This window comes from Saccharothrix hoggarensis, from assembly GCF_052936025.1.
This window is the reverse complement of sequence record NZ_CP193624.1, coordinates 4,306,984-4,332,152: the sequence shown is the minus strand read 5'-3', so window position 1 is coordinate 4,332,152 and position 25,169 is coordinate 4,306,984. Positions and strand designations below refer to the sequence as shown.

Sequence of the window (25,169 nt, the reverse complement as noted above, 5' to 3'; positions counted from 1 at the left end):
AGATCGCTCACCCGGCCGGCCTGGTTCCGGTCGGGGCTCCGGGAATCACCCGGCTTCGGTGGCCTCGTCGCCGGCGGCGCGCACCAGGTCGTCGCGGGCGCGGGCGACGCGGGAGCGGATGGTGCCCACCGGGCAGCCGACCACGTCGGCGGCCTCGGCGTAGGGCAGGCCCAGGATCTGGGTGAGCACGAGGGCCTCACGGCGTTCCGGGTCGAGCGCGTCGAGCAGCATGTTGAGCGCGACCGTGTCCTCGAAGCCGGTGTCGGCCGCTTGGCGGTCGGCCTCGTGCGTCCAGTCCGCGCCCGAGGAGAGCCGGGGTCGTGACTGCGCCATGCGGATGTGGTCGACCACGACGCGGCGGGCGATGACCAGCAGCCACGTGCGGGCCGAGGAGCGACCGGCGAAGCGGCGCAGGCTGGGCAGGGCGCGGGCGTAGGTCTCCTGCGCGAGGTCGTCCGCCAGGCCCACGTCGGTCAGGTGGGCGACGAAGCGCCACACGTCGCGCTGGGTCGCGCGGACGAACCGCTCCAGGGCGTCGCGGTCGCCGGAACGCGCTGTGAGTGCCCAGCGAGTGACCTCGTCGTCGGGTGCTGTCACGATTCCGAATCGTAACCACGCTCCGCGGGGAACTCGTGAGCCGAATGGAGCGACTATTGGTGTGTGGACTGCCAATCCTGCCGTGAAGCGCTCTCGGCCCGCCTGGACGGCGAAGCCGAGCCCGTACCCGCCGCCGAGACGGACGCGCATCTGGCACAGTGCCTCGCCTGCACCCGGTGGCAGGCGAGCGCACAGGCGCTGACCAGGGCGATCAGGGTCCGGCCCGTCGGACCTGACCCGGACCTGGTCGACGCCGTGCTGGCCGCCGCACCACCCCGCCACACCGCCCTGGCACCGCGCCTGGCCCTCTCCGCGGTCGCCATCGTCCAGCTGTGGCTCGGCCTGGCCCAGTTGCTCGCCGGGGCCACGGGCGGCCACTCCGGACACGGGATCTCCACGCACCTGTTCAACGAGGGCGCCGCGTGGAACCTCGCACTGGGCATCGGCTTGATGGTCGCCGCGGTGCACGCCCACCGTGCCGCCGGGCTGTTGCCCACCCTCGCCGGGTTCGTCGCCGTGCTGGTCGCGTTCTCGGTCAGCGACCTGATCGGGGGAACCGCGACCGCCACCCGCGTGGTCTCCCACCTGCCCTTGGTGGCCGGTCTGGTCCTGCTCTACCTCGTGGCCCGCGCCCACCGGGAGGAGCCGACACCGGGAACCCCCGCCAAGCACGACGACGACCTCGGTCACCACGACGACTCCGACGGCGACGACGTCGCGCCGCAGCCCGGCGGACGTCCCGGGCGGGGACGCCACCTCCGACCCACCGCCCACCGACGAGCCGCCTGACCCGCGGGCACGCGGGGACGGTCCCGACCCTGCCGCCTGGCGTCGTGCATCGCCGTGATCACCGTGCAGGTGCCGTCCTGCCCACCGAGGCGTTCGGGTGCCGCGAGCTCGGCGGGTCGGCTGCCGGTGGCGCGGTCACACCGCGGCGTCGGCGCGTTCGCCGACCCGGACCACCGGGATGATGCCGCCGGCGGCGGCCTGGGCGCGGTGCAGGGCGAGTTCGGCGGTGGGGCCCTCGGCGAGGACGATGCCGGTGGCGGAGCGCTGGTCGCTCAGGTGCTCCACGACGTCACCGGGGCTCGCGGTGGGGTACCACTCCGGGTTGCCGGGCAGGTCGGGCAGGCGATCGAGGCCGGTCCAGCCGTCGAGCACGCCGGCTTCGCGCGGGTAGACGATCACGAATCCGGTCGCGGTGCCGCCGTTGCCCGCGTGGTCGAGCAGGTCGGGCCGCTTGCCGAGGGAGACCTGGACCATCGCGTCGTAGGCGTTGACACCCAGGGCTCGGCACAGGGACTCGCCGACGAGGGCGCCGCCGATGCGGGCGTTGATCTCGACGACCTCGGGTCCGGTGGCGGTGAGCACGAACTCGGTGTGCGCGAAGCCGCGGTCGTGCCCCGCGGCGTGCAGCACCCGGCCGATCCAGTCGGCCAGCTCGGCGTGGTCGGTGTCCGGGAAGGCGACCGGGAACCCGGAAGCTTCCTCGCGGCGCAGCGGTTCGGGGGACATCACCCGGCTCAGCAGGCCCAGCAACCGGGTCTCGCCCTGCCAGGTGATGGTCTCGGCGCTGTAGACGGGGCCTTCGAAGTACGGTTCGGCGATCAGGCGGCCCTTGAGCGGTGTGGCCGCGGCCTCCAGGAGCGCGGCGTCGCGTTGGGCGGGGGAGCGCGCCAGCCACACCGCGCGGGACGACGTCCCGGCGGAGTCCTTGAGCACCAGGGGGAAGACGTCGGTCGTGGTCGGGTCGAGGGGGCCGCTGCGGCTCAGGCGCTGCCCGTGCAGCACGGCCCGGACGGCGGCCTTGTCCCGCAGCACGCGCACCGCGTCGGGGTCGGGTCCGGGCAGGCCGAGGCGGGCGGCCAGGTCCGCGCCGGGCAGTGCCCAGGTGTCGGTGCAGCTGATCAGCCCGGACAGGTCGGAGATGTCGCGCAGCGCCTCGTGGCAGGCGGTGACGTCGGTGGTGTCGATGTCCACCACTCGGACCCGGTCGCCGTGGCGGGACAGCTCGTGGCGGTAGATCGAGCGGTCTCCGGTGAGCAGGACGAGGTCGTGGCCCTCGGCGCGGGCCGCGTCGGCGAGGCGGCCGAGACCGAAGGTGAGGGCTTCCAGCAGCACGATGGTCACGGCACGGGGTCCTTCCTGCGTTCGTGAGGGCGTTCCTGGGTGGGGACCGCCGGTCCGTACGGGCGTCGTGCCCAGTCGATCGCGGCCCACGGCGGCGTCAGCTGGTCCAGCGAAGAGATCTCCGCGGGGGCCAGCAGCGCGGTGTCGAGGGCCTCGCGGTGGCGCGTGAAGACGCGCTCGGCGTAGCGGTGGCCGGTGTCGGCGCCGATGACCACGTGCGTGCGCCGTGGATCGCGGGCGACTTCCCACGTGGCGACGAGGTGCGCGGCGCCGGTGGACAGGCCGGCGAAGACGGCGTGGTCGCGCAGGAGGCCGACGGTGGCGGCCATGGCGTGCTGGAAGTCGAGCCAGTGGACGCGGTCGTACAGCTCGTGGTGGACGTTGTCGAAGTGGATGGCGCTGCCGATGCCCGCGATGATGGCGTCCGGGTCGGTGAAGCGCTCGCTGCCGAAGGTGACGCTGCCGAAGGGCTGCACGCCCACCAGCCGGGTCAGGGGGTCGTGCTCGCGCAGCGCGCGGGTGAGCCCGCCGGTGGAGGCTCCGGTGCCGACGCTGCCCACCACGGTCAGCGGTTCGCCGGGTAACGCGCGGCGCAGCAAGTCGGCCAGCTCGGCGTAGCCGAGGTGGTGCACGGGGTCGTGGTACTGGCGCATCCAGTGCATGTCGGGCTGCCGGGCCAGGAGTTCCTGGATCCGTGCCACCCGCCGGTTCTGGTCCAGTCGCAGGTCGTCCGACGGTGGCATCCGGTCCACGGTGACGCCGAGGATCTCCAGTTGGGCTCGCATGGTGTCGGTGACGGTGGTGGAGGCGACGATGTGGCAGCGCAGGCCGTAGCGGTGGCAGGCCATCGCCAGGGCGAGGGCGTAGATCCCGCTGGAGCTGTCCACGACCGTCTGCCCCGGGCGCAGCACGCCGGTGTCGACCAGGTGCCGCACCGCGCCGAGCGCGGCGTAGACCTTGAGGGTCTCGAAGCGGACCAGCACGGTGTTGGGCGTGAGCCGGACGAGCGCCGGGGTCTTGATGGCGTCGGTGATGTGCTCGTGGACCGGTGGGGCCACGGCGTTGTGGTCGAGCACGGTCCTCACCTTCCGGTCGAGCCCGGGCGGCGGCCCGTGCCGGGTGTCGCCGTCGTGCGCGTCAGGATCATGGTCGAGCCCTTTCGGGTGTGGTCGTGTCGTCGCGCGGCGTCGGTGCGTCGTGGACGTGCGGGGGACTGCGGTTCGCGCGGTGGTCGCCGGTCGAGGAACCCCTCGGGCCGACTGCCGTCGAGGCCCCGGGGCGCGACCCGCCGCCCGCGATCCGGTGAGGGATCTCGGGGTGGTGGAACGACCAGCCGGCGGTCACCCGCTCTGGGGAGAAGTCCGTCCGCCGGCGCGCTTGCGGGCCAGGCCGATCAGCCCGTCGAGCACGAGGAAGGCGAGCAGGCTCAGTCCGAGCAGGGGGATGGCCCAGCCGATGGCGATGAGCACGAGCGGTGCGGGGATGACGAACCACAGGGGGAGGTGCTGCCAGGTCCCGCGCTTGGGCGCGCTGCCGAGCGGGGCGCGGCGGTCGGCGCGGGTCGGGCGGCGCTGCCACCACATGCGGTAGCCGAGCACGATCAGCGTGATCAGCCCGGCGCCGAGCAGGAGCAGCGCGACCTGGTTGGCCACGCCGAACAACCGGCCCATGTGCGCCTGGATGCCCAGTGACGACAGCTTGGCCAACAGCGGTCGGTCGGCGAAGTCGGCCCGTGCGGTCACGGTCGCGGTCTCGGGGTCCACGGCGACCTTGTCGAGTCGGATCGGCCAGGTGTTGTCCACCTGGGCGGCGGTCCACGCGGTGCCCGGTTCGGCCGCCACGCCGAGTTGCAGCGGACCGTCGAGGCCTGCGTCGCGGGCGGCGACGAGCACCCGGTCGAACGTCGCCGGGTCCACCGGTTCGGCGTCCTGCGACACGTCGCCGTGTCCGGAGTGCCCGTCCGAGCCGGTGCTGCCTTCGGCCCCGCCCAGGCCGGTGTCCAGGGCGGGGGCCTTGGCGTCGAGCGCGGTCAGGGCGGCGCTGAAGTTGTCGCCGGCGTAGGTGGACCAGGTCAGGCCGGTGGCCGAGAGGAACAGCGCGCCGATCAGCACCCACGTCCCGATGCTGCCGTGCCGGGACCGGGTCTCGCGCACGCCCTTCGCGCCCCGCTCCGGTGCGATGACCGAGCGGACCCGGTGGCGGGCGGTGCGCTGTCGGACCAGCCACAGGGCCGCGCCCACGATCGCCAGCACCCACAGCCAGCTCGCCGCCAGCTCCGAGTACAGCCGGCCGGGTTCGCCCAGGTGCAGGTTCCGGTGGAGGGCGCTCAACCAGGTGGTGGCGGGCGTGGAGCCGAAGGAGGTGGTCAGTCGGCCCTGCACCTGGGCGGTGTAAGGGTTGACGTAGACGGTTCGGTCGCCGTCATCGGCCGAGCCGGGCGAGGAGAACACGACCTGGGTCGTGGCGTCGGGCTCGTCGGCGGTGAGCACGGCGGTGAGCGTGCCGTCGGGCAGGGCGGCCTGGGCGGCGGCGACCTGCTCGGCCAACGGGCGCGGCGCACCAGAGGCCGACGACACCTCCAGCACGTCGTCGTAGAGCAGGCCGTCGAGCTGTGGCGCGAGCGCGTAGAGCACACCCGTCAACGCGGCCACCAGCAGGAACGGGGCCACCAGAATCCCGGCGTAGAAGTGCAGCCGCCGTAGCAGCGGAACCACGGACACCCGGACCGGACCGGGGGTCTCCTCGGTTCGCACGTCGTCGATCGGGGGAGCGGACACGGAGCACCTCTGGTGGGGACGAAGGGAGGACCTGCTCAGTGGTCGGACGCGGACGGCATCCGGTTCCCGGCGATTCGCGGAAACAGGGCGGGAGAGCCCGGAGGGGGTGACGTCGATGATCCGCACGCGTGACCGTGAACGCGGCGGGAACCGGACCGGTTCCCGCCGCGACTACTCGTTCGCACGGCCTGGAATGAGCTGGAACAGGTCGCCGCGCGGTGGTCAGCGTCGGTAGGTGCCCATGTCCCGGATGGTCAGGCGGTCGATCCGGGCCTTGCCGCCCTCGGCGAAGACCTCCACCCCGTCGCTGGTCGGGTCGGGGAAGACCTGGCTGGTGATCACGGCTTCGCCCGCGCCGCCGAAGACTTCGACCGACGACCAGTCCACGAGGGCGCGCAGCGTCACCTTCCCGTTCACCGCGGCCAGCGGTGAGCGTTGGACGGCGGGGAAGTCGGGGCTGAAGTCGGTGCGCCCGGACCGGGTGCGGTCGACGTACAGCTCTCCGGTGGTGGTGTCGTAGCCGATCACCGTCTCCTGGCCCGGGCCGCTGAGCACCTTGAGGCCGAACCGCTCGGCGTCACGGAGGGAGAAGGTCGCCTCGACGTCCAGGGCCTGTCCTTCGGCGTGCCTGCCCAGCGACCGCGAGCCTTCGCGGATGGTGCTGTCCCGCAGGAAGAACGGCGACCCGCGGTGGAGGCGGTCGAGGGCGCGGACTGGTTCCTGGACGAGCTTGACCTCGCCGCCGATCGTGCGCAGCCCCACCTGCCTGGGCACGCTCTGCGCACTGCGCCACGGCGAGGTCGGGGTGTTGCCGGCGTACTGCCAGTTGTTCATCCACCCGATCATGTACCGCCTGCCGTCCGGGGCGTTCGCCCACGACACGGGCGCGTAGTAGTCCTTGCCGTGGTCGACCCAGTCCGCTCGCTCCACAGTGGACTTCGCGGGTGCGTCGGCGAGCGTGAAGCGGTCGACCATCACGTGACCCCAGCCCGCGGTGTTCATGTCCACCACCGAGATCCGTGCCTGCTTGCCGAGGTGCTCACGCAGGTCGAAGGAGGCCCAGTCCAGGGTCTCGCTGTCCGCCCCGGTGGCCGTCTGCACGACCTTGCCGTCCACGACGAGGTTGACCGAGGTCTCGGTGGAGCGCGGTTTGGCCGGCGCGTCGGCGAGCATCACCTGGTCGACGAGGATGTGGCCCCAGCCGCCGGTGTGCTCGTCCACGACCTCGAAGCGCGCCTTGCGGCCGGCCAGGTCGCGCACGTCCCACGAGGCCCAGTTCAGCGCCTCGGAGTCCTTGCCGGTGGCGCTGCGCACGACTTCGCCGTCCACGACCAGGCGCACGGCGGTGGGCGCTTCGGAGTCCGACGGGTGGTTGCCGCCGCCGATGAGGAAGTTCACGTACGGCGCGGTGAGGGTGAACTCCGGCGAGGTCAGGGTGCCGACCGTGGCGTCGCCCCGGAGGAAGGTGTTGACCAGGCCGTCGCCCTGCCAGCCCGACACCGGCAGCTGGCCGGGCAGCGTGCCGGTCGCCGGCGTGGCGCCGAACGCCTCGCCGGTGGCGGTCCAGGTGCCGTAGGTTCCGCCCTCGAAGTCGGCCAGGACCTCGCCCGCCGGCGGTGGCGCGTCACCGGTCACGGCCGCCGGGTCGTGCGGGTGCCTGCCGCCGCCCACCTTGAAGTTGAGGTACCGCTTGTCCACGGTGAACGGCGGCGAGGTGAGGGTGCCGATCGAGCTGTCGCCGCCGTGGAAGCTGCTGGCGTAGCCGGTGCCCTCGATGCCGCCCACGGGAAGTTGCCCTGGCAGCGGGCCGGTGGCCGGCGCGTCACCGAAGGCGGCGCCGGTGGTGGTCCAGCTGCCGTAGGCCGACTCGAAGTCCTCGACGACGACGCCGGCGGGCGGGGTGTAGCTGCCGTTGCCGTCAGCCGTAAAGCGGGTGCCGTCGAAGTCGCCGACGAAGTACTGGGCCGCCGAACCGCCCGCGATGCCACCGGGGTTGATGCTGACCACCAGCACCCACTTGGTCTTGCCGGGGTCGCCGTCGACCTGGAGCGGGAACAGGTCCGGGCACTCCCACACCCCGCCGACCGCGCCCGCCGGGCCGAAGTCGCTGAGCTCCGTCCACGACTTGAGGTCCTTGGACGAGTAGAACCGGATCTTGCGCTCCGTGGCCAGGGCGACGGCCATCAGCCAGCTCTTCGTGGGCGCGTACCACTGCACCTTCGGATCGCGGAACTCGGCGGAACCGATGTCCAGCACGGGGTTGCCCGCGTACTTCGTCCACGTGCGACCGCGGTCGGTGCTGTAGGCCAGCGACTGCGCCTGCTTGCCGCCGGTCTTGGGCGCACTGGTGTAGACGGCGACCATCGCCGGCTCGTCGGGGGTGCCGAAGCCCGAGGTGTTGGCGTGGTCGACGACCGCGCTGCCGGAGAACACCATCTCGGTGTCGTCGTGGCTGATCGCGACCGGGAGTTCCTGCCAGTGCACGAGATCGCGGCTCACCGCGTGGCCCCACGACATGTCGCCCCACGAGTTGCCGTTGGGGTTGTGCTGGTAGAAGAGGTGGTACTCGCCCTTGTGGTAGACGAGGCCGTTCGGGTCGTTCATCCAGTTCCGTTCCGGGGTGAAGTGGAACTGCGGCCGGTAGGTCTCGGTCGCCGGCGCCGCCACGACGGGACTCGTGGAGGCGACGAGTGCCGCCGCGGTCAGCACGGCTGTCATCAAACGTCTGGTCATGGGCTGCCCTGCGTTTCGTCTCGGGGGGAGCGGTGCGGGGGGAGTGGCCGGCTCAGGCGGGGCCCGATCGGCCCGGCGAGGCTGTAGCGCCGCACGATGGTAAATCGAATTATCAAGGCGAACAAGGGACATCTTGATGTAACGAAACGGTAAAGTTGCCTCGTTACCACCTTGTTTACCTCGGACGCCTGCGCGCAGCATCGGCGCTTGTCGAGATTCGATTTATCACCTCAACGTCGAGGAGGCGTCACATGGCACGTCATGCCGCCGGCGGCCTGGTGCGTCGCGCCAGGCTCCTGTTGGTCGCGCTGATCGCGTGCGCGTCGCTCGGTCCACCACTGGCCACCCAGGCAGCCGCCGCGGAACCCGGCGCCCTGGCCAACGCGGGGTTCGAGTCGGGGAACCTGACCGGGTGGACGGCCCAGGGGACGGCGTTCGCGAACGCCGTGACCTCCGAGACCGGCTGGGGCTGGGGCTGTTGCTTCAACCAGCAGGGGACCTACCACCTGTGGGGTTTCAAGAGCGGCGGTGACGCGGCGACGGGCACGCTCACCTCGGACGCGTTCACCGTGTCCGGCACCGGTGTGGTCAGCCTGCTGATCGGCGGTGGTCGCGACGAGGCGAACCTCTACGCGGCGTTGATCGCGGCCGACGGAACGGTGCTGCACAAGGCCACCGGCGCGGACGACGAGGCGTACCGCAGGGTGAGCTGGGACGTCCGCGACCGACTCGGCCAGCAGGTGCGGATCAAGCTGGTCGACCAGGACACCGGCGGCTGGGGGCACCTCAACCTGGACGACGTCCGCGTCGGGCTCGACCAGCCGCTGAGCAGCGGCCTGACCAACCCGGGCTTCGAAGCCGGGAACCTGACCGGCTGGACGGCCCAGGGGACGGCGTTCGCCACCGCGCTGACCACCGAGACGGGCTGGGGCTGGGGCTGTTGCTTCAACCAGCAGGGAACCCACCACCTGTGGGGTTTCAAGAGCGGCGGTGACGCGGCGACGGGCACGCTCACCTCGGACCCGTTCACCGTGTCGGGCACCGGTGTGGTCAGCGTCCTGGTCGGCGGCGGTCGGGACGAGGCCACCCTGTACGCGGCGCTGACGACGGTTGACGGGACGGTCCTGCACAAGGCCACCGGCGCCGACGGCGAGTCGTACCGCAGGGTGACCTGGGACGTCCGCGACCGGCTGGGCCAGCAGGTGCGGATCAAGCTGGTCGACCAGGCCACCGGCGGCTGGGGCCACCTGAACTTCGACGACGTCCGCGTCGGACTGGACCAGCCCATCGGCAGCACGGCCGCCCACTGGGACTTCCGGGAGGGCTCGGGCGCCTCGACCGTGGAACGCGTCAGCGGCCAGGCCGACCCGATCAGCTACGTGTTCAACCAGGCCGTCTACAAGCCCAAGAGCGACCCCCTGTGGCAACCCGCGAACGACGGCAAGGGCGTGCTGTCCAAGGCGCTGCTGTTCGACGGATACTCGACCTGGGTCAGCCGCAGCGCGGGCTCCGTGCCGCTGGACCAGAACGCGCTGACCGTCGAGGCGTGGGTCGCCCCGCAGGGCTTCGAGTGGGGCGACGAGGGCAAGGTCTCCGCGATCGTCAACCAGCAGGAGCAGACCGCGAACCGCGGCTTCTCCCTCGGCGTGGGACGGCACGGCACCTGGAAGTTCGGGGTCGGCACAGGTGACGCCTGGCGCGAGGTGGCCGTTCCCCCGTCGGCCGCGCTGCGCACCAACGCCTGGGCGCACCTGGTGGCCACGTTCGACCCGGCCCAGGGCCGGATGCGGCTCTACCTCAACGGCACGCAGGTGGCCGAGACCGCCATCCCGACCGGCGCCCGGCTCCAGCAGTCCGGTGTGCCGCTGCTGATCGGCAAGCACAACCAGCCGGTCATCATCAACGGCACCTTCGCCGTGAACATGTTCAGCGGCCTCATCGACGAGGTGAAGCTGCACCGCAAGGCCTTGAGCCCGGCCGAGGTCGCCGCCGACCACTCCGCGGCCCTGGCCACGTTCGCCGGCGGAACCATCCCGAAGGCCGACATCGTGCAGGACCGGTCACGCTACAACGGGGACAAGTACCGCCCCGGCTACCACTTCACCGCGCCCAACCACTGGATGAACGAGCCGCACTCGCCGATCTTCGCCAACGGGCAGTACCACCTGTTCTACCAGCACAACGTGCACGGCCCGTACTGGCACAACATCAGCTGGGGCCACGCGGTCAGCAAGGACCTCGTGCACTGGCGCGATCTCCCGGTCGCCTTGGCGCCCACGGCGGGCAGCGTCGCCCCCGACGGCGTGTGGTCCGGCGGCGCGACGCTGGACCAGAACGGCGACCCGGTGCTGCTCATCACCGCGGGCGACGACTCCAAGCGCCCCAACCAGGCCACCGGCCTCGCCCGTCCGGTGAACCCGGACGACCCCGACCTGGTCGAGTGGCGGATGGAGCCGCGCCTGGTGACCGAGCAGCGGGCCGACCTCGACGTCGGCGCCGGGCGCAAGGTCCGGTTCGGCGAGTTCCGCGACCCGTACGTCTGGCAGGAGGGCAACACCTGGTTCCAGCTGGTCGGGTCCGGCGTCCAGACCACCTCCGGCGCCGACGTCGGCGGCACCGCCCTGCTGTACACCTCGACCAACCTCACCGACTGGGCCTACGCCGGTCCGCTCATGACCGGCGACGTCGGCGCCCACCCCAAGACCGGCCAGGTGTGGGAGCTGCCGGTGCTGCTGCCCATCGGCAAGGACGCCGCGGGACGGCAGAAGCACGCGTTCGTGGTCAACCCGGCCTTCACCAGCGCGAGCCCGCACAGCAGCAAGAACACCTTCTACTGGGTCGGCACCTGGGACGCCAACGCCCGCCGCTGGACCCCCGACACCACCACGCCGAAGCTGTTCGACTACGGCGAGCACTTCACCGGGCCCAGCGGCACGGTGGGCCCGGACGGCCGGTCCCTGCTGTTCAGCATCACCCAGGACCGCCGCACCGAGCAGGCGCACTTCGACGCCGGGTGGGCGCACAACGCGGGCCTGCCGGTGGAGCTGGGCGTGCGCCCGGACGGCGACCTGGCGATCAACCCCGTCCGCGAGGTGTCCGCGCTGCACGTCGGGACGCCACTGCTGGACCTGAAGACGCCCACGGGCATCGACGCCGTCAACAGCCAGTTGGCCGCGGTCAAGGGCGACATGCTGCACGTCCGGCTGACCATGAAACCCGGCCCGACCCAGCGCTTCGGCCTGGACGTGCTGCGCAGCCCCGGCGACGAGGAGCGCACCAGGCTGTTCCACGACGTCGGCGCCGGCCAGTTCGGCGTGGACCGGACGCGCGCCGGCAACCGGTCCAGCCTCGACGCCGACCTGGGTGTCCACAGCGGACCGCTGGCACTGGAGAACGGCAAGCTCACGCTCGACGTCTTCGTCGACCGGTCGTCGGTCGAGGCGTTCGCCAACGCGCACAAGTCGATCACGACCCGCGCGTACCCGCACCGCGACGACTCCCTCGGGCTGCGGCTGTTCGGTGACGGGGCGGTGATCGAGTCCATGACGGTCTGGCGCATGGGCGCCATGACCGGCTGATCCCCGCCCGTCCGGCGCCGCGCGGAGCACCCGCGCGGCGCCGGACCCGTGCGCGGGGGAGACGTACTGTTGTCGCACGCGGGAGGCCGCACGCCGGCGTGGCGATCCGACGAGGGGTGACGATGACGAGTGGACGACGGGTGACCATGGCCGATGTCGCCCGCAGCGCGGGCGTGTCGCCGACGACGGCGTCGTTCGTGCTGTCCGGGCGGGAGGGCGTGCGGATCTCCGAGGCCGCCCGCGCCAGGGTTCGGGAAGCGGCCGAGGCCCTCGGCTACCGCCCCAACGCGACGGCCCGCAGCCTGCGCACCAAGAGCACGAAGACCATCGGCTTCGTCTCCGACGGGATCACCACGACCCCGTTCGCGGGCGACGTGGTCCGGGGCGCCCTGGAGGCGGCGGCGGAGCGGGACCACGCGCTGATCATCACGGAGACCGGCGGAGCGGGCTCCTCCGAGTCCGCCGTGGTCAACGTGCTGCTGGACCGGCAGGCCGACGCGGTGATCCTGGCGACCATGTTCACCCGCTACGTCGTCCCGCCGAAGGAACTGCACGGACGCCGGGTCGTCCTGCTCAACTGCCTGGCGCCCGGCTTCGACGCGCCGTCGGTGATCCCCGACGAGATCGCGGCCGGTCGCGAGGCCGGCCGCGTGCTGGTCGACGCCGGGCACCGCTCGGGGATCTGGGCCATCGGCGGCCACCAGGCCGTGCCCGCGACCCCGGAGGGCATCTTCGCGGGCATCGAGCGCATGCGCGGTCTGCAGGAGGTCCTGCGCGCGCAGCGGGCGATGCTCGACGGAGTGGTGGAGTGCGAGTGGAACGCCGAGGACGGCTACCGCGAGGTCCGGGCGCTGCTCACCTCGGACGTGCCGCTGCGGGCGCTGGTGTGCTCGACCGACCGCGTCTCGTTCGGCGCCTACCAGGCGTTGGCCGAAGCGGGCCTGTCCGTGCCCGGCGACGTCTCGATCGTCTCGTTCGACGACCAGGACATCGCCTCGTGGCTGCGGCCCGCGCTGACCACCCTCGCCCTGCCGCACTACGAGATGGGACGTCGGGCGGTGGAGCTGGTCTTCGACGAGCAGGCGCAGGTCTCCGGCGTGCACCGGGTGACGATGCCGCTGCGCGAGCGCGGATCGGTGGCGCCTCCCCGCGCGTGAGCGGCGCGAGGGCCCGGTCGGGGGTCGACCGGGCCCTCGCGGTCAGCTCGCCGTCGTGCGCAGCTCGTCCTGGCCGACCGCGGCCCGCCGCACGTCGGCGTGCAGCTCCCAGACGTCCACGATGTGGTCCGGTCCGCCGAACGTCCGCAACCGCCACGGCGCCGGACCGGTCGGGTAGCAGCGCGACGTCAGGGTCTCGCCGCTGTCGAGGAACACCTCCACGATCGAACCGTCCACGATCACCCTGAAGTCGACCGAATCCCGCTGCCCGCCCAGCGGCACGCGGTAGCGCCCCCCGCGGGCACGGGGGTCGAGCGAGGCGTGGTCGCGGTCCACGACCAGCTCGCCCGCGACCGGGTCGACCACGATGTCGAGGTGTTCACCGGCGGCGGTCTCCAGCCTCAGGCCGCACGGCGCGTCGCCGCGCGGCCGGACGCGGGCGGTGAGGTCGAACGCCGTGCCGACCGCGCCGAGGTCGTCCGCGGCGGACCAGCCCGTCGCGTGCACGACCTTGCGCCCGCGGTACCCGAGGACCTCGGTGGCGGGCTGCTGGCGCACCGTCCCGTCCTCGGCGAGCGAGAGCTCGCGGGGAACGGTGAGGACACCCGCCCAGCCCGCGTCGCGCGACCACTGCTGGTCGCGGGCCTCCCACGACCAACCCCACAGCAACCAGCGGCCGTCGGGCGCGTGCAGCAGGGCGGGCGCGTACAGGTCCGGACCGTGGTCGAGCGGCCGGTGACCGGTGGGCACGAACCGGCCCGCCTGCTCGCCGCCCACGTAGACGCGCGTGCTGCGCGGACCGGCGACCACGTCCCACAGGCTCACGACCAGCACACCGCGGTCGCCGAAGGTGGCGTACTGGGGGCACTCCCAGCCGGTCCAGCCGTCCACGTCCGGTCCGTCGGCGAAGAACGGCCCGCGGTACCGCCAGTCCACGAGGTCCGACGACTCGTACAGCAGCGCCGCGCCGCGGTCGCCGGTGACGCTCGCGCCGACGAGCATCCGCCACCGCTCGCCGTGGCGCCAGACGTAGGGGTCGCGGTACATCGACGTGCCCTCGGGAGGGGTCGGGATCACCAGGCCGGGGTGCTTGTGCCAGGTGAGGCCGTTGTCCCGGGACTCCGCCGTGGCGATGGGCTGCCACCAGCGGTCGGTGCGGTAGGCGGAGTAGAACGCCAGCATCCGGTCCCCGTCGGAGACCGCGTTGCCGGAGAAGCAGCCGTCGGCGTCGTCGCCGCCGGGTGTGGGCGTCAGCGCCACCGGCAGTTCCTCCCACGTGACGAGGTCCGTGCTGCGGTGGTGTCCCCAGTGGACGCCGGTGTGGTCGGGCCCGTGGGGGTTGTGCTGGAAGAACACGTGGTAGTGGCCGTCGTGGAAGGTGAGCCCGTTGGGGTCGTTGATCCAGTTCCGGGGTGGCCTGAGGTGGATCGCGGGCAGGTGGGGGTCGGGAGTCGACAACGGAGTCCTCGAGGTAGGAGCGGTCAGCCCTTGACGCCGCTGGAGGCGATGCTGTTGACGAAGGACCGCTGGAAGGCCAGGAACAGCGCGAGCACGGGCACGGTGATCATGGACGAGTACGCCATGATCTGGCCCCAGGAGACGTTGAGCTGGAAGAAGTACTGGATGCCGACCATGACCGGGCGCAGCTCCTCGTCCTGGACCACCATGAGCGGCCACAGGTAGGAGTTCCACGCGGGCAGGAAGGTCAGGATCGCCACCGTCGCGACCGCCGGGCCGGACAGCGGCATGACGATCCGCCGGTAGATGCCGAACCAGCCCGCGCCGTCGATCAGCGCGGCCTCGTCCAGCTCCTTGGGGATGCTCTGGAAGTACTGGTGGAACAGGAAGATGGAGAACGCGTTCGCGACGAAGGGCAGGATCTGCACCCGGTAGGTGTCCAGCCACCCCTCGGTGAGGGTGAGGCTGAAACCATTGACCTCCAGCCAGGGCAGCTTGTTCACCCACCACACCATCGGCAGCGCGAAGGTCTCGAACGGCACGATCAGCGTGGCGATGATGACGGTGAGCAGCAGCTTGCGGCCGGGCCAGCGCATCCTCGACAGCGCGAACGCCGCGAGGCTGTTGACCAGGATGCCCAGCACGATCGTGAGCGCCGAGACGCCCAGCGAGTTGAGCAGGAACCGGACCGCCGGCACGCGGTCGAACACCGCGGTGTAGTTCTCCAGCGACAGGCTGCCGACCGGCAGGAACGCGCGGGGGCTGCCGAGGTCGCCGAAGATCTGCTGGTCCGGCTTGAGCGACGAGACCAGCATGAACACCACGGGGAACGCGAAGAACAGCGCGAGCACGACCCGCAGGGCGTGCACGGGCAGCCTGCGCAGCGCCGGCCGGGGTGACGGTGTCGCCATGTCAGTCCTTCTCCCGGGTGAGGTGGCGCTGGACGAGCGAGACGATGAGCACCAGCACGAAGAACACCAGCGAGATCGCCGAGGCGTAGGCGGTCTGCTGCTGCTGGTAACCGCTGCGCACGGCTTGGTAGACCAGCGTGGTGGTCGAGTCCAGCGGCCCACCCTGCGTCATCACGTTGACCTGGGTGAACAGGCTGAACGCCGAGATGGTGATGGTGATCAGCACGAACGTGCGGGTGGCCCGCAGCCCCGGCCAGGTGACGAACCGGAACCGCGTCCACCGGGTCACACCGTCGATGGAGGCGGCCTCGTGCAGGTCGGCCGGGATGGTCTGGAGCCCGGCCAGCCAGATGATCATGTGGAAGCCCGCGCCCTGCCAGACCGACATGAAGATGATCGCCGCCAGCGACGTGGACGGGTCGTTCAACCAGTCCGGCCCTTGGACGAGCCCGAACGTGACCGCGTCGATGATCCGGTTGAGCAGGCCGTCCTTCTGGTACAGGAACGTCCACACGATCGACACCACCACCATGGAGGTGACCACCGGGATGAAGTAGACGGTGCGGAAGAAGTTCGTGCCCCGGAACCGCGCGTTGACCAGCAGGGCCAGCCCGAGGGCGAGCCCCGCCTGGACGGGCACCACGACGGCCGCGAAGGCGAACGTGTTGAGCACCGAGCGCAGGAAGATCGGGTCCTCCGCCAGCATGGCGAAGTTGCGCAGCCCCACGAAACGGGCCGGTGTCGGCGAGACGAGGCGGGCACTGGTGAAGGCCAGCGCGAACGCCAGCACGACCGGGATCACGAAGAAGACCAGCAGCAGCAGGACGGCGGGGCCGGCCATGCCGATGGCGGTGACGCCCTCTCGCAGGCGTGCGGCGCTCCGCGTGCGGCCGTGGGCCGTTCGCAGGCGCGGGAGTAGGGGAACAGCGGCGGTCAACGAGACCTCCGGACGAAGCGGGCACGCCTGGTGGAGACGGTCGGGCCCCCACCAGGCGGGCGAGGCGGAGCCGTCAGTCGGCGTAGAAGTTGTTCTGCTTGAGGTTGGCGTCGATCTGCTTGACCGCCTCGTCCAGGGCGGACTTCGGGTCGGCGCCCGCGACGACGTCCTTGGCTGTCTTCTCGAACACCGACGCGATGAAGGGGTAGGCGGGTGTCACGGGCCGCACCACCGCGAAGTCCCTCGCCGACCGCACCAACGGCTCGTACCGGCCACCGGGCTCGTAGCCGGGGATCTGGGCCGAGGCGGCGGCCGTCGCGGGGATGGTGCCGGTGGCCTTGGCGAACTCGGTGAAGTACGCGGTCTTGCGGGTGAACTCCAGGAACGCCCGTGCGCCTTCGGGCTTCGCGCAGTTCGAGCTCATCGCCCACTGCCAGGAGGCGCCGCCGATCTTCGGCCCCTTGCCGAAGTCCACCGGCGGCAGGATCAGCAGGTCGTCACCGAGCTTGTCGACGTTCTTGGCCGCGTCCCAGCTGCCGTCCCACTCGATCGCGGACTTGCCGTTGAGGAAGTCGTCGTTCGGGCTGGAGCCCGACTTTTGCGCCATGTACCCGTCGGTGACCAGCGAGCGGAACCACTTCGCCCAGTCCAGCGCCTCGGGACCGTTCAACGCGCCTTCCGCGGTCTGGTACGACGAGCGGTCGACCAGGTCACCGCCGAAGCTCTGCAACTGCGGCGAGTACGCGTAAGGCCACCACTCGCCACTGCCTCCGGTGCCCATCTCCAGCGGGTGCTCGAACTTCCCGCCCGCCTTCAGGTCGGCCAGCGCCTCGGAGAACTCCGCACGGGTCCACGGTTCGTCCCAGGTCGGGATGCGGATGCCGTGCTCGTCGAGCACCGACTTGCGGGCGAACATCGTCAGCGCCACGTCGTAGAAGCCGAAGGCGTAGACCTTGTCCTGGTACTTGCCCACGGTGCTGGGCAGCTGGGCGTCCAACGGGACCTCGCCACCCGAGAGCTCCAGCGGGGCCAGGTACCCGCCCCACGCCCAGTTGGGCACGTTGGGGCCGTCCACGTCGAGGATGCAGGGGAGCTTCTTCGAAGACGACGAGGCGACGACCGCGTCGTTGTAGGAACCCTGGGGGAACGCCTCGATCTCGACCTTGTAGGTGGTCTGGCTCGCGTTGAAGTCCTTGACCACCTTCTCCACGACGTCGTACTCGGCGGCGTTGCCCGCGTTGTGGGTCCACAACTTGAGGACGCCGCCCTCGGCGCCCGATCCGCCGTCGGCGCCGCCGCAACCCGCGAGCACGGCCGCCGCGGTGACGGCCACTAGACTCGCCGAGGCGAGACGCCTGGTTCTGGCATTCATGGTTCCTCCATCGTGCTGGCTGGTTCTCGTCGGGCGGCCGGTGCAAGCGGCCGCCCACTTCACGTCGCTCCGCCGTTCCGGTGGTCAAGACCGGTGCGGCGGGGCGACCGAGTCCCTGCTCACCAGGGGGCAGTGCAGTGCCTCCTGGAGCGGGGGACCGGTAGGGCTGTCCGGCGGGTCGATGAGGGCTTGCAGCCGCGCGATGGCCCGTGCCCCCATCTCGTAGTGCGGCAGGGCGACGGTGCTCAGGGCCGGGTGGAGGTTCTCGCTGATCAGCTCCTGGTTGTCGAAGCCGACCACGGACAGCTCCGCCGGGATCGCGAGGCCGAGCTCGCCCGCCGCGCGGTAGGCGCCCATCGCCATGCGGTCGTTGAAGCAGAACAGGGCCGTCGGTCGGCGCACGGACTCCAGCAGGGCGCGTGCCGCGCGGTAGCCGCCGGGGGCGTCCGAGCGGTCGGCGACGACCAGCGCCGGATCGAACCCGACGCCCTGCTCCGCCAACGCGGCCCGGTACCCGGCGAGCCTGCCCCGCGTGGCCGGGATGTCGTCGGTGTTGGTGACGAACCCGATCCTGCGGTGGCCGTGCGCGAGCAGCTCCCGGGTGGCCGTCATCCCGCCCTGCTCCTCGTCGGGCACGACCGAGGGGACCGCGGGGTCGTCCGCACTCGCGTCCACCAGGACGGTGGGCACCGACCGGAGTTGTTGCGGCACCTGCACGACCCGGTGGTACATCGACGCGTAGAGGATGCCGTCGACACCGTGCTGCACCAGCAGGGTGATCGCCTTGCGCTCCAGCTCCGGGTCGCCCCCGGTGTTGAGCATCAGCAGAAGCAGGCCTCGCTCGGCGCCCGCGTCCTGCGCGCCCTGGATGATCTGCCCCGCGTGGGGCGTGGTGGCGATCTCGTCGCCGACGAAGCCCACGGTGTAGGTGCGGCTGGTCCGCAGACCGCGGGCCAGGCTGTTCGGGCGGTAACCCAGCTCTCGGGCCACCCGGAGCACGGTGGTCCGCGTCTCGGCGTTGATCCGCTTGCCTTCGACCGCGTTGAGGATGTGGGAGACGGTGGTGGCGGAGACACCGGCCGCCGCGGCCACGTCCTTGATCCCGATGCGCTTCACCGCGACCTGCCAAATCGTTTGGGCACTTGGTTCGGTGAAGGATTCATCAGGATGAACTGGCTGTCAACGATCTGTTGCGCACCCGTGTCCGATCGGCGCCGGCCGCGCGGCCTCATCGCGACCGGTGTGCGGGGATGGCCCGCATGGTCGGCGCGCACCGTGCCCCTGGGCATGCACTGCTCCATCATGAGTAACGCTTGCGTAACGGCCGCTTGTCGTGACCTGGACCACGAAGCTAGCGTCAACGATGACTTAACGAAAGCCCCACTTCTCGGAACAGTCCGCACAGGCCCGGAGGTGCGGCGTTCTGTGGTGCTGCTTACGTGATGGGCAACCAAGCTGGCGTCCGAGGATGTCCGGAAGCCTGTTACGTCAACGTTGACGTAGGAGAAGACATGACCGGACGGGCGCGTAGTGGCGTCAGGCTGACGGCCCTGGTGTCGGCGTCACTGCCGGCAGTGGCCACCGGGTGCGGGGACGGCGGCGACGGCGGCGGCGCGGCCGGTGGCGGCACGCTCGTCGGGCTGGTGACCAAGACCGACACCAACCCGTTCTTCGTGAAGATGAAGGAGGGCGCGCAGGCCGCGGCGGGGTCGACCGGCGCGACGGTGCAGTCGTTCGCGGGCAAGCAGGCGGGCCGGTCTCAGCCGTACCGTTCGACGAGTGCGTTGCCGATCGAGGCCAGGCGGTCACGCACATCCGCAGGGCCGGTCACCTCGAGCCATTCGACCAGCCCGGCGAGCTCGCCGGCGAGCGCGTACTCGTTGTAGCCGCGGATCACGACCTCGATGCGGCCGTCGGTCGTGGCGCCTCCCACCTCGAGCCGGTCGCCGAGCACCATCCGGAGCCGGGCGATCCCGTCGGGCGTGCAGGTCGCCTGGGTTTCGAGGGGTGTCCGCCTGCGGTCGACCTCGTCGGCGATCTCGCGCCAGCTCGCGGCGAGGTCGAAGTCGTCGGGTCGGCGCACGGGCTCGCCGGTCGGGTCGGCGGACGACACGCGGTCGATCCGGAAGGTCCGCAGGCCGGCCTCCGTGTTGCCGACGAGGTACCACGACGGACCTTTGGCGACGATGCCCAGCGGGTGGACGGTGCGCTCGGTTTCGGCGCCGTTGCCGTCGACGTAGCCGAGCCGCACCTGGACGCCGCGGATCACCGCGTCCTGGAGCGCGTCGAGGAAGCGAGGCGGCGGCCGGCGCTCGATGCGGCTGGACCCCCAGCGCTGGGGGTCCACGACCAACGACGACGCCGCCGCCTCGGCCTGCACCCGGAAAGGTTCCGGCAGGGCGCGGACGAGCTTGCGCAGCGCCGCTTTCACGGCCGGCGTCGCAGCCGAGGCCGGACCGGCGACCAGGAACAGGGCGCGGGCCTCACCCGCGGTCAACCCGGACAGGTCGGTGCGGGCGCCGCCCACGAGGCGCCAGCCGCCGCCCCGGCCCTGGATGGAGTACACAGGCACCCCGGCCACGGCCAGGGCGTCGAAGTCGCGGCGCGCGGTGCGCTCGGACACCTCGAGCTCGCGGGCGACGTCCGCCGCCGTCAGCTGCTCGCGCTGTTGCAGCAGCAGGAGGATGGCCATCAGCCGGTCGGCTCGCACACCGGCCACACTCCCACAGAAAACCGGTCATGGGGTGACCTGTTTCGGTCGGCACGATGGCGACATTGACCGCATCGGCCGTGGGGTTGCGTCGGTTGTGACGCCCCGCACGGCAGAGAGGAAACGCGATGTTCGATCCGACCGACTTTCCCGAACCCACCCTCGTCCCCGTCAACGGTGTGGAACTGGAGGTCTTCGAGGCAGGCCGGGAGAATGCGGGGAAGCCCATCGTGCTCTGCCACGGCTGGCCGGAACATGCCTTTTCCTGGCGCTACCAGATGTCGGCCCTGGCCGCGGCGGGCTACCACGTCATCGCTCCGAACCAGAGGGGTTACGGCAACTCGTCCCGTCCGACCGAGGTGACGGACTACGACATCGAGCACCTGTCGGGCGACCTCGTCGCACTCCTGGACCACTACGGCTACGAGGACGCCACCTTCGTCGGCCACGACTGGGGCGCGTTCGTCGTCTGGGGCCTGACCCTGCTGCACCCGAACCGGGTGAACGGCGTGGTAGCGCTGAGCCTGCCCTACCAAGAGCGCGGGGAGGTGCCCTGGATCGAGTTCATGGAGGCCGCGCTCGGCGCCGACTTCTACTTCGTCCACTTCAACCGGCAGCCGGGCGTCGCCGACGCCGTGCTCGACGAGCACACGGCCCGGTTCCTGCGCAACCTCTTCCGGAAGAACGAGCCCCCGAAACCGCCGCAGCCGGGTATGGCGATGATCGATCTCGCCAGGGCGGGGACACCCCTCGGCGATCCCGTCATGAGCGACGACGAACTGGCCGTCTTCGTCTCCGCCTTCGAGTCGACCGGTTTCACGAGCAGCATCAACTGGTACCGGAACCTCGACCGCAACTGGCACCTGCTGGCCGACGTGGACCCGGTCATCCGACAGCCCGCACTCATGATCTACGGCGACCGCGACGCGGTGCTGAGGGCTGAACGACTGACGGAGTTCGTGCCCAACGTGGAAGTGGCCAGTCTGGACTGCGGTCACTGGATCCAGCAGGAGCTGCCGGACGAAACGAACCAGGCGATCGTGAAGTGGCTGGACCAGCGGGCTGCCGTCCAAGGCGTTGCCCGTCGTCACTGAGGTCCTGCCGCCTCATCACCGCTACGCCGGCCACGAGGTCTCCGGTACTTGGGGTTGCTTGGTCGCCAAGCACCCCACTTACCGGAGACCTCATTGCTTTCAGGCCATCGCCACACCGGCCCGGTCGGAGAACAGCCGGCCGGTCACCTCGGCTGAACCGGTGGTGAGGACCGGCCGGTGGTGCGCTCGTCGAAGTCGATGCCCGGGCGCCCGTCGGTGGTGGGTGCCGGACCGCTGAGCGACGGCGCCGCCCGCGCCCCGGAGACTGCACGGGCCGGCCGCGCGTGAGACGGGGCGATCGCGCGCCACGCCTCAGCCAGGGTGATCACTGACCGTGCACGGCATCCGGGCGATCGCGGCGCGTTTGAAGCCCTGTCAGTGTTGACGTTAACCCTGTTCCGTCCTGCGTACGGGCGTTTCGGGCACGCTGGGTGACGTTGTGCGGCAATCCGCAGGGAACAACGGTGGCGATTACACAGAGTGTGGAAAATGAGCCAACATCGCTATGTCGCGGTTTCCACCCCTCAGCACCGAGATCGACCGGGAGCACTGTAGGAGCATGGAATGGGACTCAGGCTGCTCGGCCCGGTCGAGTTGGTTCTGGGCGACCGTTCGGTGGACCTCGGCGGTCCCCGGCAGCGGGTGGTCCTGGCGGTGCTGGGGCTCAACGCCAACCGGGTCGTCCCGGTCGAGCAGCTGATCGACACGGTGTGGGGCGTCTCGCCGCCGGTCACCGCGCGCGCCCAGATCCAGATCTGCATCTCCGCGCTGCGCAAACTGTTGGACGACGCGTCCCACCCGAACGCGATCACCACTCGGCCGCCGGGGTACGTCCTCGAACTCGGACCCGCCGACGTGGACAGCCTGCGATTCGCCGAACTCGTGGCCGCCGCGCGCGAGCAGGCCAACGCCTCCCGGACCGCCGAGGCGGCCGAGACGCTGCGGTCGGCGTTGGCGCTGTGGCGCGGGGCCGCTCTGTCCGGTGTGCCGAGCGACCTGGTCCAGCGCAGCGCCACCGTCCTGGAGGAACAGCGGCTCGCCGCTCTCGAGGAACGCATCCGGCTCGACCTCGAACTCGGCCGGCACCGGGAGGTGATCGGCGAACTGCAAGCCCTGGTCGCCGATCACCCGCTGCGCGAGCGGCTGCACGGGTTCCTGATGCTCGCGCTGTACCGGGCGGGACGTCAGGGCGAGGCGCTGGAGGCGAGCCGCAGCGCCCGCGCGGTGCTGGTGGAGGAGATCGGCGTCGAACCCGGCCGGGAACTGCAGGACCTGGAGCTGGCCATCCTGCGCCGCGAGCCCGCGTTGGGCGGCCCGGGAACGCAGGAACCGCCCGTCGCGCCACCCGAACCCGCCCCGGCCGGCCTGCCCCACCCCGCGGCGGGGGTCGTGCCCCGGCAACTGCCCGCGAGCATCGCGGACTTCACCGGCCACGAGGAGCACCTGCGCGAGATCGTGCGGCTGCTCGGGCGGGACCAGGGCCGAGGGCCGGCCCGGCTCCGCGACGTGGGACCCGAGGGCGACGTGACGCGCTGGGCCATGCCGATCATCGCCATCTCCGGGAAGGGCGGCGTCGGCAAGTCCAGCCTCGCCACGCGGGCCGCGCACGAGCTCTGCGCCCACTACCCGCACGGCCAGCTCTACGCCTGCGTGAACCCGTCCGGCGGGACCGACCACGTCGCCAACCTGCTCGCCCGGTTCCTGCGCGCGATGGGGGTGGTCGGTTCGGCGATCCCCGACGACTTGGACGAGCGCGCGGAGCTGTACCGCAGCAAGCTGTCGGGGAAGCGGTTGTTGCTGGTGCTGGACGACGTGCCCAGCGAAGCGCAGTTGCTGCCGTTGCTGCCCGGTAGCCCGTCGTGCGCGGTGATCGTCACCAGCCGGACCAGGTTGAGCGGCCTGCCGGGCGCGCACCAGATCACCCTGGACGTGCTGGACGTCGACAAGTCCGTCGAGCTGCTGACCCGCATCATCGGCCCGAAGCGGGTCGCCGCCGAGCAGGAGGCGGCCGTGGAGCTGGCCGAGTTGTGCGGCGGGCTGCCGCTGGCGCTGCGGATCGCGGGCGCGCGGCTGGCGTCACGGCAGCACTGGCGGTTGGACGGGCTGGTGGGCAGGCTCCGCGACGAGGCGGGGCGGCTGGACGAGTTCACCCACCGGGGCCTCGAACTGCGCTCCAACATCGGCCTCACCTACCGGGCGCTCGACGCGCAGGCCCGCCGGCTGTTCCGGCTGTGCTCCCTGGTGACCGCGCCGGACTTCCCCGCCTGGGTGGCCGCCGCGCTGCTGGACAAGTCCGACGACGAGGCGGAGGAGGTGCTGGAGAGCCTGGTCGACGCCCAGCTGGTCGACATCGTCCAGTACGCCGACGCGCCGACGCGCTACCGGCTGCACGCCCTGATCCGCGTGTACGCGGCGGAGAAGCTGCGCGAGGACGACACCGCGGACGAACGCGCCGCCGCGCTGAGCCGCGTGTTGGGCATGTGGCTCGCGCTGGCCGAGGAGGCGCACCGCAAGGAGTACGGCGGCGATTACACCATCGTGCACGGCGACGCCCCGCGGTGGCGCCCTCCGGCGACCCCGGTGGTGGACCACATCGGCAAGCCCTCGGAGTGGTGGGAGAACGAGCGACCGGCCCTGGTCGCCGCCGTCCGGCAGGCAGCCGAGGCGGGTCTGGACGAGCTGTGCTGGGACCTGTCGCTGACCTCGGTCACGCTGTTCGAGGCCAAGGGCTACTTCGACGACTGGCTGGAGTGCGCGCGCGTCGCCCACGCCGCGGCCGAGCGGGCGGGCAACCGGATCGGCATGGCGGCGATGCGCTACTCGCTGGGCACGCTGCACATGTTCCAGACCCGGCTGGCCGAGGCGGAGGCGTGCTTCGTCGAGGCGCTGCAGCTGTTCCGCGCCGAGGGCGAGGAACACGGCTGCGCCCTGGTGCTGCGCAACGCCGCCCACATCGCCGGGCTGCGCGGCGACACGGTGTCGATGCTGGCCAAGTACACCCGCTCGTTGGAGATCATGCGGGCGGTCGGCGACCGGATCGGTGAGGCGCACATCCTGCGCAGCCTGGCCAAGTTCCGGATGGACGACGGCGACATCGACGCGGCGACGCGGATGTTGGACGAGGCGCTGGCCACCAGCCGCGAGACCGGGTGCCTGCGGGTCGAGGTGCAGGTGGTGCACCGGTTCGCCGAGCTTTACCTGGCCACCGGCCAGGTCGACCTGTCCCGCCAGGCGCTGCACCGGGTGCTGCGGATCGTGCGCGACACCGGCGACCCCATCGGCGAGGTCCACACGCTCTACGGGCTGGGGCTGCTGCGCTACCGCGAAGGGCGGTTGGACAACGCCGAGACGACCCTGGTGCACGCGCTGGACCTGGCGCGCCGACTGGGGGAGCGGCTGGTGGAGGCCAAAGCGCGGTACGCGCTGGGTGAGATCGCCCTGACCAGGGGCACCGAGGTGGACGGTGTGGCGCACCTCGAGGTCGCGCGCGCCCTGTTCGAGGAACTGGGCTCCGCGGTGTGGCACGCCAGGACGCTGGACCTGCTGGCCGGGGTTCGCGCCGACCACGGCGACCGCGTGGGCGCGCGCCTGCTCCTCGAACGAGCCGCGCTGTTGCTGTCGGGTGTCAGGTCGCGGGAGGCGGCGCGGCTTTCGGCGCGGTTGCGCGCCTTGCTGGCGGACGAGCCGGTGACCGACGACCTGGACCGGGTCTGAG

Annotated in this window: 16 protein-coding genes; 5 read left to right on the top strand and 11 right to left on the bottom strand. The window is 71.4% G+C overall.

From position 1 onward, the window contains the following. Positions 1 to 45 precede the first annotated feature (45 nt). On the bottom strand, positions 46 to 597 hold the full coding sequence (gene sigC / locus ACRAKH_RS19535; RefSeq protein WP_380724071.1) for an RNA polymerase sigma factor SigC: 552 nt from the start codon (positions 595 to 597) through the stop codon (positions 46 to 48). 63 nt (positions 598 to 660) lie between these two features. Between sigC and ACRAKH_RS19530 the strand changes: the two genes are divergently transcribed. Then, entirely contained in the window at positions 661 to 1,386 is a 726-nt protein-coding gene (locus tag ACRAKH_RS19530) for a zf-HC2 domain-containing protein (RefSeq protein WP_380724072.1), read from the top strand. A gap of 135 nt (positions 1,387 to 1,521) precedes the next feature. Here ACRAKH_RS19530 and ACRAKH_RS19525 read toward each other — a convergent pair whose 3' ends face one another. From ACRAKH_RS19525 to ACRAKH_RS19510, 4 genes are all read right to left on the bottom strand, one after another. Continuing rightward, complete coding sequence (locus ACRAKH_RS19525; protein ID WP_380724073.1) at positions 1,522 to 2,727, bottom strand: ATP-grasp domain-containing protein; 1,206 nt, start codon at positions 2,725 to 2,727, stop codon at positions 1,522 to 1,524. Next, positions 2,724 to 3,803, bottom strand: a complete 1,080-nt coding sequence (locus ACRAKH_RS19520; protein WP_380724074.1) for a pyridoxal-phosphate dependent enzyme — start codon at positions 3,801 to 3,803, stop codon at positions 2,724 to 2,726. The genes ACRAKH_RS19525 and ACRAKH_RS19520 overlap by 4 nt, the downstream gene beginning before the upstream one ends. 264 nt (positions 3,804 to 4,067) lie before the next feature. After that, positions 4,068 to 5,504: a PepSY-associated TM helix domain-containing protein gene (locus tag ACRAKH_RS19515; RefSeq protein ID WP_380724075.1), complete on the bottom strand. Its 1,437-nt coding sequence runs from the start codon at positions 5,502 to 5,504 to the stop codon at positions 4,068 to 4,070. Positions 5,505 to 5,726: 222 nt separating this feature from the next. Next, entirely contained in the window at positions 5,727 to 8,237 is a 2,511-nt protein-coding gene (locus ACRAKH_RS19510) for a GH32 C-terminal domain-containing protein (protein ID WP_447009157.1), read from the bottom strand. 251 nt (positions 8,238 to 8,488) lie between these two features. Here ACRAKH_RS19510 and ACRAKH_RS19505 point away from each other — a divergent pair, with 251 nt between their 5' ends. Beyond that, a complete protein-coding gene (locus ACRAKH_RS19505) occupies positions 8,489 to 11,815 on the top strand; it encodes a GH32 C-terminal domain-containing protein (protein ID WP_380724077.1) in 3,327 nt (1,108 codons plus the stop codon). Between the two features lie 122 nt (positions 11,816 to 11,937). Beyond that, a complete protein-coding gene (locus tag ACRAKH_RS19500; protein WP_380724078.1) occupies positions 11,938 to 12,972 on the top strand; it encodes a LacI family DNA-binding transcriptional regulator in 1,035 nt (344 codons plus the stop codon). Positions 12,973 to 13,014: 42 nt separating this feature from the next. On the opposite strand, the gene ACRAKH_RS19495 is transcribed toward ACRAKH_RS19500, so the two are convergent. From ACRAKH_RS19495 to ACRAKH_RS19470, 6 genes are all read right to left on the bottom strand, one after another. Then, entirely contained in the window at positions 13,015 to 14,430 is a 1,416-nt protein-coding gene (locus ACRAKH_RS19495; protein ID WP_380724079.1) for a glycoside hydrolase family 32 protein, read from the bottom strand. Between the two features lie 23 nt (positions 14,431 to 14,453). After that, positions 14,454 to 15,341: a carbohydrate ABC transporter permease gene (locus ACRAKH_RS19490; RefSeq protein ID WP_380724080.1), complete on the bottom strand. Its 888-nt coding sequence runs from the start codon at positions 15,339 to 15,341 to the stop codon at positions 14,454 to 14,456. Between the two features lies 1 nt (position 15,342). Continuing rightward, positions 15,343 to 16,182 (bottom strand): carbohydrate ABC transporter permease, encoded by an 840-nt coding sequence (locus ACRAKH_RS19485; RefSeq protein WP_380724081.1) that lies wholly within the window; start codon positions 16,180 to 16,182, stop codon positions 15,343 to 15,345. Positions 16,183 to 16,351: 169 nt separating this feature from the next. Beyond that, positions 16,352 to 17,611, bottom strand: coding sequence for an extracellular solute-binding protein (locus ACRAKH_RS19480; RefSeq protein ID WP_380724082.1), 1,260 nt, complete (start codon positions 17,609 to 17,611; stop codon positions 16,352 to 16,354). A 123-nt stretch (positions 17,612 to 17,734) separates the two neighbouring features. Further along, the gene (locus ACRAKH_RS19475) at positions 17,735 to 18,766 is read right to left on the bottom strand and encodes a LacI family DNA-binding transcriptional regulator (RefSeq protein WP_380724083.1); all 1,032 of its coding nucleotides are present in this window, start codon (positions 18,764 to 18,766) and stop codon (positions 17,735 to 17,737) included. A 643-nt stretch (positions 18,767 to 19,409) separates the two neighbouring features. Then, positions 19,410 to 20,360, bottom strand: coding sequence for a helix-turn-helix transcriptional regulator (locus ACRAKH_RS19470; protein WP_380723019.1), 951 nt, complete (start codon positions 20,358 to 20,360; stop codon positions 19,410 to 19,412). Between the two features lie 128 nt (positions 20,361 to 20,488). On the opposite strand from ACRAKH_RS19470, the gene ACRAKH_RS19465 reads away from it, so the two are divergent. Beyond that, entirely contained in the window at positions 20,489 to 21,454 is a 966-nt protein-coding gene (locus ACRAKH_RS19465; protein WP_380723021.1) for an alpha/beta fold hydrolase, read from the top strand. 564 nt (positions 21,455 to 22,018) lie between these two features. Beyond that, positions 22,019 to 25,168 (top strand): AfsR/SARP family transcriptional regulator, encoded by a 3,150-nt coding sequence (locus ACRAKH_RS19460; protein WP_380723023.1) that lies wholly within the window; start codon positions 22,019 to 22,021, stop codon positions 25,166 to 25,168. Position 25,169 lies beyond the last annotated feature (1 nt).